General features: G+C 40.2%; 17 protein-coding genes and 1 other annotated feature. Of the genes, 12 read left to right on the plus strand and 5 right to left on the minus strand.

Translation table 11 applies throughout. From position 1 onward, the window contains the following. The first annotated feature begins 103 nt into the window (after positions 1-103). Positions 104-322, plus strand: a complete 219-nt coding sequence (locus ACFQ38_RS12865) for a hypothetical protein (protein WP_336822085.1) — start codon at positions 104-106, stop codon at positions 320-322. Here ACFQ38_RS12865 and trpS read toward each other — a convergent pair. After that, entirely contained in the window at positions 279-1,265 is a 987-nt protein-coding gene (gene trpS / locus ACFQ38_RS12870) for a tryptophan--tRNA ligase (protein WP_336822086.1), read from the minus strand. The genes ACFQ38_RS12865 and trpS overlap by 44 nt on opposite strands. 55 nt (positions 1,266-1,320) lie before the next feature. Next, positions 1,321-1,550, minus strand: a binding site (T-box leader). 167 nt (positions 1,551-1,717) lie between these two features. On the opposite strand from trpS, the gene ACFQ38_RS12875 reads away from it, so the two are divergent. From ACFQ38_RS12875 to pepF, 5 genes are all read left to right on the plus strand, one after another. After that, positions 1,718-2,923, plus strand: coding sequence for a putative glycoside hydrolase (locus ACFQ38_RS12875; RefSeq protein WP_381481332.1), 1,206 nt, complete (start codon positions 1,718-1,720; stop codon positions 2,921-2,923). Positions 2,924-3,321: 398 nt separating this feature from the next. After that, the gene (spxA, locus tag ACFQ38_RS12880) at positions 3,322-3,720 is read left to right on the plus strand and encodes a transcriptional regulator SpxA (RefSeq protein WP_336822088.1); all 399 of its coding nucleotides are present in this window, start codon (positions 3,322-3,324) and stop codon (positions 3,718-3,720) included. A 410-nt stretch (positions 3,721-4,130) separates the two neighbouring features. After that, on the plus strand, positions 4,131-4,784 hold the full coding sequence (gene mecA / locus ACFQ38_RS12885) for an adaptor protein MecA (protein WP_336822089.1): 654 nt from the start codon (positions 4,131-4,133) through the stop codon (positions 4,782-4,784). A gap of 235 nt (positions 4,785-5,019) precedes the next feature. Beyond that, positions 5,020-6,159, plus strand: a complete 1,140-nt coding sequence (locus ACFQ38_RS12890) for a competence protein CoiA (protein ID WP_381481334.1) — start codon at positions 5,020-5,022, stop codon at positions 6,157-6,159. A gap of 50 nt (positions 6,160-6,209) precedes the next feature. Beyond that, on the plus strand, positions 6,210-8,033 hold the full coding sequence (gene pepF / locus ACFQ38_RS12895) for an oligoendopeptidase F (protein ID WP_336822091.1): 1,824 nt from the start codon (positions 6,210-6,212) through the stop codon (positions 8,031-8,033). A 629-nt stretch (positions 8,034-8,662) separates the two neighbouring features. Here pepF and ACFQ38_RS12900 read toward each other — a convergent pair. From ACFQ38_RS12900 to ACFQ38_RS12910, 3 genes are all read right to left on the minus strand, one after another. Next, positions 8,663-9,466: a DsbA family protein gene (locus ACFQ38_RS12900; protein ID WP_336822092.1), complete on the minus strand. Its 804-nt coding sequence runs from the start codon at positions 9,464-9,466 to the stop codon at positions 8,663-8,665. Continuing rightward, positions 9,463-9,855: a globin domain-containing protein gene (locus ACFQ38_RS12905; protein WP_336822093.1), complete on the minus strand. Its 393-nt coding sequence runs from the start codon at positions 9,853-9,855 to the stop codon at positions 9,463-9,465. Before ACFQ38_RS12905 ends, ACFQ38_RS12900 begins: the two co-directional genes overlap by 4 nt. Positions 9,856-9,937: 82 nt before the next feature. Next, positions 9,938-10,636 (minus strand): lytic transglycosylase domain-containing protein, encoded by a 699-nt coding sequence (locus tag ACFQ38_RS12910; protein ID WP_381481337.1) that lies wholly within the window; start codon positions 10,634-10,636, stop codon positions 9,938-9,940. Positions 10,637-10,782: 146 nt separating this feature from the next. On the opposite strand from ACFQ38_RS12910, the gene ACFQ38_RS12915 reads away from it, so the two are divergent. From ACFQ38_RS12915 to ACFQ38_RS12930, 4 genes are read left to right on the plus strand one after another with little or no spacing between them, the layout of a single operon-like run. After that, entirely contained in the window at positions 10,783-11,175 is a 393-nt protein-coding gene (locus tag ACFQ38_RS12915) for a UPF0738 family protein (RefSeq protein WP_336822095.1), read from the plus strand. A 16-nt stretch (positions 11,176-11,191) separates the two neighbouring features. Next, positions 11,192-11,893, plus strand: a complete 702-nt coding sequence (locus ACFQ38_RS12920; protein WP_381481339.1) for a GTP pyrophosphokinase — start codon at positions 11,192-11,194, stop codon at positions 11,891-11,893. Beyond that, the gene (locus ACFQ38_RS12925) at positions 11,784-12,665 is read left to right on the plus strand and encodes an NAD kinase (RefSeq protein ID WP_336822182.1); all 882 of its coding nucleotides are present in this window, start codon (positions 11,784-11,786) and stop codon (positions 12,663-12,665) included. The genes ACFQ38_RS12920 and ACFQ38_RS12925 overlap by 110 nt, the downstream gene beginning before the upstream one ends. Continuing rightward, complete coding sequence (locus ACFQ38_RS12930; protein WP_381481341.1) at positions 12,665-13,567, plus strand: RluA family pseudouridine synthase; 903 nt, start codon at positions 12,665-12,667, stop codon at positions 13,565-13,567. Before ACFQ38_RS12925 ends, ACFQ38_RS12930 begins: the two co-directional genes overlap by 1 nt. On the opposite strand, the gene prpE is transcribed toward ACFQ38_RS12930, so the two are convergent. After that, positions 13,561-14,301 (minus strand): bis(5'-nucleosyl)-tetraphosphatase PrpE, encoded by a 741-nt coding sequence (prpE, locus tag ACFQ38_RS12935; protein ID WP_336822098.1) that lies wholly within the window; start codon positions 14,299-14,301, stop codon positions 13,561-13,563. The two genes, ACFQ38_RS12930 and prpE, sit on opposite strands and share 7 nt — an antisense overlap. Positions 14,302-14,389: 88 nt before the next feature. Between prpE and mgtE the strand changes: the two genes are divergently transcribed. Beyond that, positions 14,390-15,763 (plus strand): magnesium transporter, encoded by a 1,374-nt coding sequence (gene mgtE / locus ACFQ38_RS12940; RefSeq protein WP_336822099.1) that lies wholly within the window; start codon positions 14,390-14,392, stop codon positions 15,761-15,763. A 35-nt stretch (positions 15,764-15,798) separates the two neighbouring features. Next, the gene (locus ACFQ38_RS12945) at positions 15,799-16,248 is read left to right on the plus strand and encodes a hypothetical protein (RefSeq protein WP_381481344.1); all 450 of its coding nucleotides are present in this window, start codon (positions 15,799-15,801) and stop codon (positions 16,246-16,248) included. The last annotated feature ends 386 nt before the right edge of the window (positions 16,249-16,634 follow it).

The raw sequence follows: 16,634 nt of genomic DNA on the forward strand, positions 1-16,634 counted from the left end.
CCACCTGTTCTATTTTAGGGACTTATTGGACAGCCCCTATTATTAAAGTCTTAAAAACAGCCAACGGACATAAGATGGTAGAAAAATAAAAGGGCGTTGAATCATGACAAGAGTATTCCTCTTTCTAATCAGTTACGGAATTATTGTCGTTACTGTATCCAATATGATTCTCTACTTAAATTATTTATCGTTAGGCTATACATATCAACAAATATTCATGTACATTTTGCAAACTGCTGATTTTGCACTTTTTGTCATGGCGGTGATCGTGCTGAACCTTACCGTCTTCTTCCGATTCCCATCGCTGCCTCCATTTTCTTAAGTGTCGCAGAGGCAATGGCGTTCGCTTTTTCAGCTCCTAAATCAAGATAGTCATCCAATTTTGGAGAATGCAGCAATTCGTTGTATCGATCTTGTAATGGGGACAAGTGGCCGATCACTGTTTCGGCAACGCCTGCTTTAAATGCACCGTAGCCTAAACCTTCGTATTTTGCTTCCAAGTCTGCAATTGCAACGCCGCTTAATGCCGATTCAATCGTCAACAAGTTAGAGACACCAGGTTTTTCAGCAATGTCAAATTTTACAATGCCATCTGAGTCTGTTACGGCACTTTTTATTTTTTTCTCAATTTGCTTTGGCTCATCTAAAAGGGAAATTGTACCTTTTTTATTTGGATCTGATTTGCTCATTTTTTTCAATGGATCCTGTAATGATTTAATGCGAGCTCCGTTTTTCGGAATACGCACTTCAGGAATCGTCAACACATCACCGTACCGTTTATTGAACCGTTCAGCTAAATCACGAGTGAGCTCAACATGCTGCTTTTGGTCTTCACCAACTGGCACAATGTCCGTATTGTAAATGAGAATATCCGCAGCCATTAACGGAGGATATGTTAAAAGACCAGCAGATACGCCTTCTTTGCCTGCAGATTTATCCTTGAACTGCGTCATCCGTTCAAGCTCACCGATATAAGAAAGGCATTGCATCATCCATCCGGCCTGTACGTGGGCAGGCACTTCCGATTGGATAAATAAAACGGATTTTTCGGGATCGATGCCACTGGCGATATAGATTGCAGCTAATGAACGAATCGTTTTTGACAATTCATCTGGATCCTGCTGAACGGTAATCGCATGTTGATCGACGATACAAAAACGGCAGTCGTATTCATGTTGAAGTTCTGTAAATTGCTTGAAAGCACCGATGTAATTCCCTAATGTAACTGTACCGGTAGGCTGTACACCTGAAAAAATTGTTTTCATTAAAAATTCCTCCTCAATATTCCTTGAAAATAAAAAAACACCAATCATCCCTAAAATAAGGGACGACTGATGTAGATCAACCGTGGTACCACCCGAATCAGCCTTCATAAGGCCACTCCACTTCCCTTAACGCGGGTAACGTGATGAGCTACTATGGAATGTTTTGCATCCATTTCGCAAATCAAGCTCAGGAACCCAATTCCTCATGCCGTCATACCTGTTCTCACCAACCACAGGCTCTCTGAATGACTGTCACATTCGTACTATTTCCGTCATAGCTTTTCGAATCGTAAGTTGTCGCAATTATACTATAGGGATCTGTTAAATGCAACAGTGAAATTTGTTATAGAACTTTCGGTGTTTATAGACAAGAAGTGACGGGAATAGACAACTTTAACCTATGGAAAGCTGTGTAAGTTTGATAGAATAATTGAATTGAAAGGATGTTTTCTATGAAAAAAACAGCATTGCTCAGTCGCTTTCTACTGTTAGCTGCTATCGCTTTTCCTTTAAGTGCTCACGCAGCAAATGAGAAAAAAGTAGACGACTTTGCAGAACGTACATATGCTTTTGAGCAATTGGATACTCAGTTACTACATAGTTCATCGCTTTATCGGTATGATTCGGGTCTTGCTTTTCAGTATCCAGATGCAGTAAGGGGAATCTATGTTACAGGTCATTCAGCTGGAGGGGCAAAATTTGAAAAGCTATTACATTTAATTGAGTCAACAGAGTTGAATGCAATGGTCATTGATATAAAAGACGACTTAGGTAACATTACATACAAGCCTACAGAAGATTCCCCGCTCTTTGAATTGGGCATTGGAAAGCCGTATATAAAAGATCCGCGTCAAATGTTAGAGACAATGGAAGAGAAAGAAGTATATCCAATTGCCCGTATTGTCGTCTTCAAAGATAGTGTATTGGCAGAACAGCGCCCTGATCTATCTTTTATGGATGGAAATGAAGTATGGGCAAATGGACGGGGAGAATCATTTGTCAATCCGTTCTTGAAAGAGGTATGGGATCATAATGTCGATATTGCAATTGAGGCCGCGAAGATGGGCTTCAAAGAAATTCAATTCGATTATGTAAGATTTCCTGAAGGATTTGAAAAACGTCATGAAGTATTGAACTATTCAATGGGAGAGTATAAGGATTCCGATTTGGATCCTGTTCAAAGAAGGGTAGAGGCTGTTACAGATTTTGTGGCATACGCTCGTGAGAAGCTAAAACCTTACGATGTTGATGTATCTGTCGATATATTTGGCTATTCAGCAACTCTGCCTGAAGCACCTGGCATCGGGCAAAACTTTTCGAAAATCTCGGAAAATGTTGATGTCATTTCATCTATGATTTATCCAAGTCATTGGACATCTTATTTCGGAATTGCGAAACCCGATTTGGAACCGTACCGGCTCGTTAACGAATATGCTAAAGTTGAAAATGCCAAATTGGGAGAGTTGGAGAACAAACCGACATCCCGTCCGTGGCTGCAAGATTTCAGCGCTCCTTGGTTAGGTGCAGGCAATTATCTTCGTTACGGCAAGAAAGAGGTCGAAGCGCAAATTAAAGCATTAAATGAGAATGGGATAGACGAATTCTTATTATGGAATGCTGGCAATTCGTATACAGAAGGAGTAGATTATACTCCTTAACGAAAAATCCGGGGCCATCGTAATGGTTTCCGGATTTTTTTAATAAGAAAATGAAACTTTTCGGAAAGTAAAGACGTACTATTAAGTAGGAATTACCTTTTTCAATTTGGACTTACTAAATGAGAACGAAAATAAATGTGTTTGAAGATGTTTATTTAATTCCTCGTTCGGGTATAACAGTAAAGAAGGATAAATTTACATAGCCTAAGGAGCTGTAAGCCCATCAATATTGCGGAAATGTGACAAACTTGACATACCGAACATATTTTTTCTTAAAAAGGTGTATTCATCATTCTCAATAACGTGTATAATAGAACTCAAGATCGTTTCTTTAAAATTATTCTAATTTGATTTAAATACAATATTGAAAGAGCAGACTGAAAGGAAGTGTCCAGCGAATGGGAGTAACATTATTCACCTCACCAAGTTGTACATCTTGCAGAAAAGCGAAAGCCTGGTTGGAAGAGCATGACATTCCATATACAGAGCGGAATATATTCTCTGAACCATTGAATATTGATGAGATTAAACAAATACTTCGCATGACAGAAGACGGTACGGATGAAATAATTTCAACGAGATCGAAAATTTTCCAAAAACTGAATGTGGATGTTGAAAGCTTGCCGTTGCAACGGTTATACGAATTAATTCAAGAACATCCTGGCCTGTTAAGAAGACCAATCATCTTAGATGAAAAGAGGCTGCAAGTAGGTTATAATGAAGATGAAATTAGACGTTTTCTACCTCGTAAGGTAAGGGCCTATCAGCTGCTTGAAGCGCGGCGAATGGTTAACTAATTCAATTATGTCCGGATGATTTTTTGGGGAGTGCGAAAGCTTGCCTCAAAATAACATTCGCCGGAGGCTTAACTTGAATCAGCTAATTTGGTTCTCGCTGATTTAAAAGAAAATAGAGCAAGCGTATCCCATCACTTTTTGAAGTAGGGATTTCTGCCGAATCAAGTTAAAGAATATAGTAAAGCTGATAGGGAGTCGACAGGCAAAATGCCGTAAACCTATCAGCTTTTTGCATTCCTCTTGCTTTCCGGGCGGATGTTTTCTACAATTCAATTAACGTTATACGTCCCTATAATGAACCCTTTCATATCCGGTAGGACGTTCATATAGTAAGTATAAGAAGCATTGCAGGTTCACTGCAAAAAAATGAAGCGGGCCATTGCTCGTTTGAAGGAAGGGAGAGAAAAGGGATGGAAATAGAGCGCATTAATGAGAATACCGTTAAGTTTTATCTATCATATGTAGATATTGAAGAGCGCGGATTTACGCGGGAAGAAGTTTGGTATAACCGCGATAAAAGTGAAGAGCTCTTCTGGGAAATGATGGATGAAATCAATGACGAGACGGAATTTGAAATTGAAGGGCCGTTATGGATTCAAGTCCATGCGATGAATAATGGAATTGAAGTTACCGTAACAAGGGCGCAGATGACAGACACGGATGAAATGGAAGAAACATTTGGCATGGATGATCCAAGAAAAATGTTCCAAGACCATGCGATGTTTGGGAAGCCTGACCAATTAATGGATGAAACGAACGATGAACCGGAAGAGTGGTTATCTGATATGTTCGTGTTTTCAAACTTTGATGATCTGATTCCATTGGCGAATAAAGTGCACGGCTATACTTTCGAGTCATCTCTCTATTCATTCGAAGATAAATATTATTTATATATAAATTATGATGACGCGGAAATGAATGATGCGAAAAAGACGGATCTATGCAGTGTCATTTCTGATTTTGGATCAGTATCCAATATGACAATTCACCGATTGGAAGAGTACGGTAAAGTGATTATGGACAAAGACGTTTTTGCTAAAATGGAACATTATTTTGGCAGCTGATGAATATAAAGTGCCGCTCCTACGTCGATTATTAGATGATGGGCGGCTTTTTTTTCGCAAGAAACGATGTTTGCTATATTATAGAGGTGCTATGGTATAGGCCTAGCAATGCACTGTTCCACATGACGCGCTCCACTAATCTATTCAATTGCTTGCAAATAATCTCCTTTTGAAAGTCTTGCTCTATGGAGCAAAAATTCATACAATGAAGCAAAGAGGAGTGATGCATATTTTAATGGCACAAATGGAAAATGGAGAGACAATTGTTTTGACGTCGGATATCGAACGTAACGCTTTGCGGCGTTTAAGGTGTCAGCATCAGTTTTATTGCCCACAATGTCAATCAAAAGTTATTTTGAAAGTAGGGGAGGTCGTTATTCCACATTTTGCACATGAGCAAAAGACTTCCTGCAGGGATTCTTTTTCGGAAGGGGAATCACCTGAACATCTATTAGGGAAGCGATTATTATTCAACTTCTTTCAAAACAAAGGATATGCAGTTAAGATGGAACCGTTTTTGCGTAATTTATCACAAAGGCCGGATTTAGTAGTGGAGACTCAAAAGATGTCCATTCCAATTGAGTTTCAATGCAGCCCGATCCCACGCCATAAATTTAGAGAGCGATCGGAAGGATATCGTCTTGCCGGAATGGAGCCCTTATGGATTTTGAATACCCCCGCAAAATTCATAGAACAGCAAAATGGTATTGGTATTTTTCAACTCTCAAAGTTTCATGAGCAATTCTTATTGACCACCCCGAATGAAGGGGACTTACTCTTCTCTTTACATCCCCCAACATCAACATTCCACTATATGAGCAGTCTATTGCATATTGGAGGACAACGGTATATTGGACTTCATAACACTTTACCTTATGAAGCGCAAACATTGCCATTTTCACGTCCTAAAGCTCCTTCGCAATCTATGATCGAGCAATATTATCATTTATATAAAATCCAAAGAAACGCATTTCTTAGTCAGAGAATATTACTAAATAGAAAAGGAATACAGGATCCATTTTTGCGCGGCTGCTATGAGATGCGTCTACATCCAATCCGTTTGCCTTTGCATTTCGGAGTGCCCGTTGCACATAATCGAGCTTTTCGGGAAGCGGATTGTGATTGGCAAATACGTCTCTTATATTTTCTCCATAAAAGAAAAATCGAATGGCGTGCTGCTTCAGAAAAAGAACTTTGGTCATTTGCTCGACAATTTGACGAGCCGAACGAAGAAATGGTAGTCGCATGCAAGGAATATTTATCATTTCTTGAACAATGCGGCATTCATAACATAACGGCAGAAGGAAAGAATATTGAAAACAAAATTTTGCGACTTATTTCAGAAAGATATGTTGCAAAGAAGGTTTATAATTGAGAGAATGAAAATGATTCGTTTTCCGAAGGGAATTAAAAGGAGGAATAAACATGACGACTGATTCGAAGAACAAAGTTTTAACACGGGAAGAAGTGAATGTGGAGGAGACTTGGCGTTTAGAGGATATCTTCCCTACAGATGAAGAGTGGGAGAAGGAGTTCAAAGATATTGAAGCACTCGTAGGCAATGCTGAACAGTATAAAGGGACGCTTCGTAATGGGGCGGATGCATTATATGAGGCATTGACATTCCGCGATACACTTTCACAAAAAATGCGTAAGTTGTATGTGTATGCGCATTTGAAAAGTGACCAAGATACAACGAACAACGTTTATCAAGCGATGGAAAGCCGCGCTAAATCACTCTATGTTAAAGTGTCGACAGCGTTATCGTTCTTCTTGCCTGAGCTTCTAACAATTTCGGAAGAAGAGCTGACCAATCTATCTGAATATGATGAAAAACTGAAGTTGTACAAGCAAGAATTTAAAGAGGTTAACGCATACCGCCCGCATGTTTTGCCTGCTGAGCAAGAAGCAATTTTGGCACAATTAAGCGAAGTAACTGGCAGTTCAGCGGAGACGTTTAGCATGCTGAATAATGCTGATTTGACGTTCCCTATGGTGAAAGATGAGAATGGAGAAGAACTTGAGCTTTCTCATGGTCGCTATATCCGTTTCCTTGAAAGCGACGATCCGCGTGTCAGAGAAGATGCGTTTAAGGCGATGTACAGCAAATATGATGAGTTTAAAAACACTTTCGCTTCAACTTTGTCAGGCAACGTAAAGCAGCATAACGTCAATGCGCGTATCCGAAAGTATAATAGTGCACGTCATGCGGCTTTATCGCAAAATCATATACCGGAACAAGTGTATGATAATCTATTGGAAACGATCAATAAAAACATCGGATTGCTGCATCGTTATGTCGCTTTGCGCAAAAAGGTCATGAAGCTGAATGAATTGCATATGTGGGATATGTACGCGCCACTTGTGCAAGATGTAGATATGAAAATTTCATATGATGAAGCGTCTAAAATCATGTTGGAAAGTTTCCATCCGCTTGGCGAAGAGTATAAATCAATTGTCCAAGAAGGATTGGAAAATCGTTGGGTAGATGTTCGCGAAAACAAAGGGAAGCGTTCAGGAGCTTATTCTTCTGGGGCATATGGCACTAATCCATATATTCTCATGAACTGGCAAGATAATGTCAATAACTTATTCACACTAGCGCATGAATTCGGCCATAGTGTACACAGCTATTATTCACGGAAAAATCAGCCGTTCATTTATAGCGGTTATTCAATTTTCGTAGCAGAAGTAGCATCTACTGTGAATGAGGCGATTCTAAATGATCATTTATTGAAAACGATTGATGATGAACAAAAACGTATTTATTTGTTGAATCATTGGCTTGACGGATTCCGTGGAACTGTATTCCGCCAGACGATGTTTGCAGAGTTTGAGCATTTAATCCATCAACTTGACGAGAAAGGTGTTGCATTAACAGCTAATAAGCTTTCCGAAGAATATTTCGCATTGAACAAAAAATATTTCGGCGATGCCGTAGAAGATGATGCTGACATTGCGCTTGAGTGGGCACGGATTCCGCATTTCTATTACAACTATTATGTTTATCAGTATGCGACTGGTTTCAGTGCGGCAGTAGCGCTAAGCCATCAAATTTTGACAGAAGGACAACCTGCGGTAGATCGATATATTAATGAGTTCTTAAAAGCGGGTTCTTCAGATTATCCAATTGAAGTTTTGAAAAAAGCTGGCGTCGATATGACAAGCGCAGCACCGATTGAAGAAGCTTGCCGCGTGTTTGAAGAGAGATTGAATGAGTTAGAAGCATTGCTGGACAAGCATTCATAATGATTATGTTGCCGATATAATTAGTAACAAAACAAAAGTGGACTGCACCCGACAGGAGGATGAAACAGGGTGCAGTTTTCTTATGGATATAATTATTTTAATATAATTTAAAAAGGAAGCGCTTTCATTTGTAATAATGAGAGTCAGAAACAATGATTTATGAAGGAAAAGCTTAACATAGGTGTTTGTTAGCCTATTCAATTGTGACATTCATGTGAAATTTCATGTGAAATGTTGATGTTACTATTATTTTATGATAAATTATAGATGTGAAATAAATCACATACCAAACATACACCCCTTTTGTTTGAACGTGAACATTTCTCCCATTCCCTTTGTAGAAGAGCATCCCTCTCCCCCAGGAGCGGATGCTCTTTTCGTATATGCGTTTATGTAGATTTTTCCAATAGAACTATAGGTCTGTAAATCAGGTATTAAGATGACATACACAAAGGAAACGAATCATTATTCTAACTGCTTGTTTTAATGAGTAACTGTGAACCTATAAAATGAGCGTCGACTCACTTAGTCGGCTGAAAAGGAAAGAGACAATTAGTAGAAAAATATGTTTTTAAAATGAAAAGGCTGCCCGTAAAATCAGTATCCACTGACTTTGTGAGCAGCCTTTTTTAATTTACTTTTTTGCGCCAAATTGTCATTTCCTGAAACGGGAGACGTTCGACATTTTGTTGAAGCAATTGTTTTTTCAGTTCCCGTTCAGCAGCCTTTTCAGAAATACGATAGATTTCCGCGATTTCTTTCGTCGCAAAGGAGTCAAACCTGCAAAACAATTCTTCCAAAGTAGGGGGGATATTAGGTGTAATACGTTGTCCAATTAATTCTTCCAATATTTGTTCATATATTTCATAACTATAAAGTCCATCCACTTTTAACCCTTCGTCTTCAATATTTTCATTGAAGAAAACAAAAGTCGGAGCGTCACATACTTCCATTTCATTTGCCAAGTATAAGTCCACTTGCAAAGAGCGCATTACATTATGCGAAGAAAAGTCAAGTACAAATTCATTGACATCTAATTCCATTTTCTCGGCTATTTCAATTAATACCGATAAAGATGAAACATCACGAGACTTTAAAAAGGTGTATTCATACAACTTGGATAGAAATCGGAAGCCCGCCCGTTTGCCTTGGAACTCGGCAGCTTTAATCGCCAAGCTTGGAAATGATGGATGACTTTTCTCGCTCGCTTTTGGATCCTCTTTTTTATTGAAGCATAGGCCGTTTATCTTAGGCAAAGTTGTGCGTAGTGCAATTCGCAGTGTGAAATAACGTTCATACTCGACTTGCAATCTACGAAGCATCGGTTGCAACGCCCAGCATGTAGGGCATAAAGGATCAATGAACGCATATAGTTCAATTGGCTTGGCATATGCGGGGGCATGAACTTCTTCCAATAGAGTTTCCCGATTCACTGCCCATCCTCCTCGCTCCTGTTAACCATATGATTAGCGGTCATAACGAGCCTTTGGTAATAAATATCGCGGAGCTTTCCTTCAAGACCCACTTCATCCATAGCTTCTGCCATGCATGCAAGCCAAGCTTTTGCGCGGGTAGGTGTAATTGGAAAAGGCATATGACGCGCTCTCATCATTGGATGGCCATGTTCTTCTGTATATAAATTTGGTCCACCTAAAAATTGCGTTTGAAATTGTTTTTGTTTTCGTGCTGTTTCTGTCAGATCTTCCGGGAAAATCGGATAAAGGTCTGGATGGACAGCAACTTTTGCATAAAAACGGTCGATAAGTTCCGATAACTTTTCAGCACCGATCTCCTCATAAGGAATCAAAGGTTTTCGAGTCATGTATGTCAATCTCCTTTGTTCTGACTGTATGAACATTTTATCAACCAATCATTTCTTTCACAAATAAATAGCCTATGAACCGTTACACAGTATTGCGATGATAATAGGATAGGACTTTTCCTACATATTGCTGCGTTTCTTTGAATGGTGGAATGCCGCCATATTTTTTCACATTTCCAGGACCGGCATTATAAGCCGCAAGAGCCAATTCAATCCGCTGATCAAATTGATCCATCATTTGACGTAAATATTTTGCGCCACCCATAATGTTTTGCTGAGGATTAAAAGCATCTTGCACCCCTAAAAACTTGGCTGTCATCGGCATAAGTTGCATAAGTCCCATAGCACCTGCACGGCTGACGACTTGATGATTGAAATTCGATTCCTGTTTAATAACCGAAGCTATTAAGTTTTCTGGCAAGTTGTACCGTTCAGCGGCCTCTTTAATAATTTCAGAATAGTCCCCTGAGTAGTTCCTTCCACTATCATATGAATATGTTTCGGAAACTCTCTGCAAAGCATCCGATAAACTTGAAGGCATGTACACTTGGTTTGATCCGGAATATTGAAGGCTTTCCAACGTTTGCAGGCCGCCGAACATTCCAAAAGATTGCAATTGATTTGTTGAGGAACCTGATTCGCCAATACTAAACATCATTTCATTTATCAGATCACTGAACATGGAGGAAGATACGGATTGCCGTTCGGCTAAAGATTGCATCGTCCCCAATGATTGCATCGCTTGTATATCCATCAAAGTTCGAATTGTTTGTGCGTCCAAACGAATCCTTCCTTTCAAAAGTTGTAAGACTAAAGAACTTGCTCTACTTAGTATAGCAAGTCCTGCAAGAAAACGCATGTTACAAACTGCATGAGCGCTTATCATATGGTAGACTGAACGTATGATTATTGAAAGGGAGAAAAGAAATGCGAATTCAAAATAGAGTTATGGATGGAATACAAAAAGGAAATGAGATTCACTTTATACTTCATGATGAAGAAGCTGCTGTCCAATTAGGAAAACCAGCAAACAAAATGATTACCGATTCTGAAGAAATGTCATTCGTCTATTTATTCGATCATGAACATGGATACACGTATGTGCATTTCCCTCAAAATACTTGGGGTCATATGGCAAAGGCATTGCAGCTGGACGGGGATCCAATCATGATTAGCCAAGGAAAATCAATTCCATTGGTAGGATTTAAAGACGAACTGACAATGCTCATTTTTAATATAGAGGGGAATGACAATTATGGGGAGGCATTCACATCTGCCGTCGAGCACCAATTCCATGACCTCCTGCAAAATGTAGAGTGACATAGGAGGGTTCTTCATGAATGAATGGAAACAATTTCTTGCACCATACAAGCAAGCCGTTGCAGAGTTGAAAGTGAAATTGAAAGGTCTGCGTGCGCAATATGAATTAGAGAATGTACATACACCGGTAGAATTTGTTACTGGCAGGGTAAAGCCGCTTGCAAGCATTTATGATAAAACGCTTGAAAAAGGAATCGCATTCAAACCGTCAGATGCACTGGCGGCAGAACTTCCTGATATTGCAGGACTGAGGATTATGTGCCAATTCGTCGACGATATCGGCAAAGTTGTACAGACGTTGCGGAACCGCACCGACATGAGCATCATCGAAGAGAGAGATTACATTTCCAATAAAAAGAAGAGCGGTTACCGGTCGTTTCATATTATTATTGAATATCCGGTACAGACGATCCACGGCGAAAAATCGATTATGGCCGAAATTCAAATCCGGACATTGGCAATGAATTTCTGGGCTTCAATCGAACATTCATTGAATTATAAGTATAGCGGAGAATTGCCTGATGAGATTCGCCATCGTCTTGAAAGGGCTGCTGAAGCTGCTTTTCGTCTTGATGAAGAAATGTCGCTCATTCGAGATGAAATCCATGATGCGCAAAAGTATTTCAGTGCTTTTAAAGAGACAGCGGAACGCGATTACCAAATACGCAATGAAAGGAGGAATGATCATAATGAAATTCGCAATCCAGACAAGAAGTGACGATTTGTCGAAGCGGCTAACTTCTGAGGCAAAGGATTATTTAAAGGATTTTGGGCTTGTCTATGATGAAGAAGAACCAGATATCGTCTTATCGATCGGGGGGGACGGAACGCTACTGCATGCTTTCCATAAATATATCCACAGATTAGAGCATACAGCTTTCATCGGAATTCATACGGGTCATTTAGGTTTCTATGCGGACTGGAAGCCTGAGGAGATGGAGAAATTAGTATTGTCAATCGCGCGCAAGGAATTCAACGTCATTGAGTATCCTTTATTGGAAGTCATGATCAATTACAGATATTCCGATAAAAGCGCAACATACTTAGCCTTGAACGAATCGACTGTTAAATCGCCTGAAGTAACTTTAGTCATGGACGTAGAATTGAACGGAGAGCATTTTGAACGATTCAGAGGTGATGGCCTTTGCATGTCGACGCCATCAGGATCAACAGCATATAATAAAGCATTGGGTGGCGCGATCATCCATCCGTCCTTTTCAGCTATGCAGCTAACAGAAATGGCTTCTATTAATAACCGAGTATTTAGGACGGTTGGGTCGCCATTAGTACTGCCTGCTCACCATCGATGCATATTGACACCGGTAAATGGTCCGGATTTCATGGTGACAGTTGATCATTTACAACTTCTTCACAAAGATGTAAAGTCTATTGAATATAAAGTTTCGGACAAAAAGGTTCGTTTTGGAAGATTCCGTGCTTTTCCGTTTTGGAAACGTGTCCATGATTCTTTCATTGCGAGTGATGAATGATGGACACGCGTTTCAAATTAATTTATACTGTGGAATTTGGTCCTTTGCTACTAAGAGAATTTCTGCATAGTAAAGGGATCTCCAAACGAACATTGACTGCTACGAAATACGAAGGTGGATGCATTACCGTAAATGGCACAGAGCGGACTGTCAGGCATATCGTGGAAAAAGGAGATGTCGTGACGATTCTATTTCCACCCGAAAAGCCGAGTGCGGGATTAATTCCTCAATCGGGTCCGCTGTCAATTATTTATGAAGATGAAGCGATCATGATCATTGACAAGCCGGCAGGACAAGGAACAATTCCTTCAAGAGATCAGCCTGATGGTACGATAGCAAACTTTGTAGCAGGGAAATTTGCTGAAGAACAAATTCCCGCCACAGCACATGTTGTGACGCGATTGGATACTGATACATCAGGACTCATTTGTATGGCGAAAAATAGACATATTCACCATTTGTTAAGCGATCAAATGATTCAGTCCCATTTTAGCCGTAACTACATAGCACTGGCTGAAGGGCATTTTGAGTCGGATTATTATCAAATTGAACAGCCGATCGGAAGGAAAGAAGGCAGCATTATTGAACGTACGGTGCGGGCCGATGGGCAATATGCTCGTACAGATGTCACGGTTTATGGCCGTTATTATGCAAGCGAAGTGGAATTTGCGCAAATAGGATTAAAATTGCACACAGGAAGAACTCATCAAATCCGAGTTCATATGCAATGGCTTGGTCATCCGCTATTAGGTGACGATCTTTACGGTGGCTCTTTAACATTAATTCAAAGGCAGGCGCTTCATTGCGCTGAACTGTCGTTTTCACATCCATTGACCGGTCTGCCGCTCAAATTTTCTGCTCCTTTGCCAGAAGATTTGCAGTCCCTCTTAATAGATCAATAAAATTCAGTGAATTTCTCAGGGTTATAAGGCTGTTTGGATGGAACAGAAACAATTTCCATGCTTGGATATCTGACAGCTGATAATTTCCCACCGAATACACAGCCAGTATCTATATTCACGCTGTTATTGACAAATCTTACTTCTTTTACAGGTGTGTGGCCATAGACGATCATTGCTTCGCCATTATATGATTTTGCCCAATCCCTTCTAACCGGCCTGCCGTCTGGAAGGGTTTCGCCTGTAATATCACCGTAAAGGACAAAGGTTTTAACTTTTTTTGAAAATGGTTTTCCGATGAACTGTTCAGGAATCCCTGCATGTGCGATAATAAGTTTTCCGCCGTCTAACGTTTCATATAAAGGAAGCGCTTCGTAAAATGCCTTATATCGTTGTAAAAAACGACTTTGTTCATGTGGAGACAATTTGTATAGTTCGGCTGTAGTTGTTTCCAGGCCGTGTTTTTGCTGAACAGTATTGCCTAATGCAAAACGGTAAAGTTTATTGCAATGATTTCCCGGGGAATAGATTAATTTACGGGCATCTTGCAAAGCGAAAAGAAACTGCAGCGTCGGAAGAGAGGCAGGTCCACGATCCATAGCATCTCCTACAAATGCCAATTGTCTACCTTCTTGATGTACTGGCAAACCGGAGTCAAATGTATAGCCTAATTTTTGAATGAGTTCCATTAACTCGTCGTAACAGCCATGGATATCACCAATTATGTCAAATGTCATCGTAGGTCCTCCTAAATGTAAGTTTAAATAGTATCTTACCGTATAGTTGTGCAAACATGCATGTCGGAATGGAAAGGAAGGTGCAGCCATGACTGTAAATGAACAAGAAAGAGATGGAGTTATCGTAAATGAAGGAAAAATGATCGAAGCTTTAATGCAGCAAGATATCCGCGCTTTTCGGGAAGAGTATTTATTAATTCACCCATATGACCGGGCAGTTTTCTATGAAAAAGTGGATGCGGCGCTTCGTAAAATTATGTATTATTTTCTTTCGCCTAAAGAGTTGGCCGAAATTTTTGAGACTAGTGAAATAGATGATAGTGAATATAAGGAGTTCCTTCAGGAGATGGACACGACGTATGCGGCGGATATGATTTCCTATATGTTCGTTGATAACGCGGTAGATGTCCTGAAAGAACTTGATAAGTCACAAATTGCCAGCTATTTAACGTTAATGGATAAAGAAGCGGCTGCTCAAATTAAATCCCTTTTACATTACGAAGAGTATACTGCAGGGTCAATTATGACAACGGAGTACGTCTCTGTTCCTGAAAACTCAACTGTACGTTCAGCGATGACGATTTTGCGCAACGAAGCGCCATCCGCTGAAACGATTTATTATGTGTTCGTCGTTAGTGATGACAATAAACTCACAGGTGTTGTATCTTTACGTGATTTAATTATTGCCGATGAAGATGCATTAATTGGATCGATCATGAATGAGCGTGTTGTAAGTGTCATCGTCTCCGATGATCAGGAAGATGTTGCCCGGACAACGCAAGACTATAATTTATTGGCGGTGCCTGTCGTCGACTTTCAGCAGCATATGTTAGGTATCATTACAGTAGATGATGTAATCGACGTATTGGATGAAGAGGCTTCCGATGACTATTCCAAGTTAGCCGCGGTTGCCAATATGGACACATTCGATAAAAACTCATTTTCAGCAGCGAAAAAGCGTATACCTTGGCTTATTGTCCTACTAGTGTTAGGAATGCTTACTGCAAACTTAATCGATATGTTCACTGAAACAATATCACAAGTCGCTTTATTGGCCGCATTCATTCCACTTATTGCCGGAACTGCCGGAAACAGCGGAACACAAGCGTTGGCAGTTGCCGTTCGCGGGATTGCTACACGTGATATTGAAGAGGAAAGCAAGTTCAAATTGTTATTGAGGGAAGCGGGTACCGGGATTATAACCGGACTCATATGTGCTATTTTTGTTATTTTGCTCATTTTTGTTTGGAAGCATGAATTTGTAATTGCATTATTAGTTGGGGCAGCAATTTTAGTTTCCATTTTCGTTGCAACAATCTCAGGCTCCTTCATCCCGCTTTTTATGCACAAAATGAAAATTGATCCTGCAGTTGCATCGGGTCCTTTCATTACAACGTTGAATGATGTTATTAGTATTATTATTTATCTCGGTTTAGCAACAACATTCATTAGCAGCTTGTAGACGTAACGGCAATTCCTCGATGTAGAACTTCATGCGTGTTAGGCGCATATACTACTGAAAAAGGGGGAATTGCCATTACTTATAAAGAACCATTGCTGTTTATATCAGGTCCGCCGCCCGTTTTTACAAAGATAACGATTCAAAAAATTGAAGAGGAGAGCACGTCCGTCTTTGTAATGGATGAACTTACGGAACATGAGCAAATCGAAGTAAACCCTTCCCCGCAACATGAAACGCAACATGAAACGCAACATGAAATCGAAAATCCTGTCATATTAAATAAAATTACGTATTTAAGTGAGCCGTTTCAGCGGCAAGTATATCAGCCATTGCAGTTTGTCATTAAAGGGGAAAAAGTAAAGGGCACCATACAAAAAATAGAAGATGGCTCCGTTTGGATCAATTGTAAGGATGAATTGAAAAAAGTGGAAATTAAACATATTGAAGAAGTTTTGTGGCGCGGCCATCCATTTGACAGAGTGTAAAGGGATGAGGAACTAAATATTCATTTAGTCCCAGCTTGTTGACAAACGCCCGCATACGGCGTTGAGGCCAGCAGGACGTGGCGTTCTTAGGTTGCCTTCCTTGGCAAGTGTTTTCAAGCCAAGATAGGCAAACACTTATCAAATGACTACAAACCTTAAAAGGACTGTAAACAAAGTAAAAAGATACTTTGTCTACAGTCTGCGGGGCTGTCCAGAAAGTCAGTGAAAACTGATTTTCTGTGATAGTCCCTTTCTGGTTGGAGAATAAATGGGGAACCCCCGACAACCGTCGCTTTCCGTTCCAGGCGCACGCTTTCCGGGGGGCGGGCGGTGAGCCTCCTCGTTCGCTTCGCTCCCTGCGGGGTCTCACCTGTCCCGCTAATCCC

This window comes from Sporosarcina contaminans (genome assembly GCF_042679045.1).
GTDB classification, from domain to species: Bacteria; Bacillota; Bacilli; order Bacillales_A; family Planococcaceae; genus Sporosarcina; species Sporosarcina contaminans.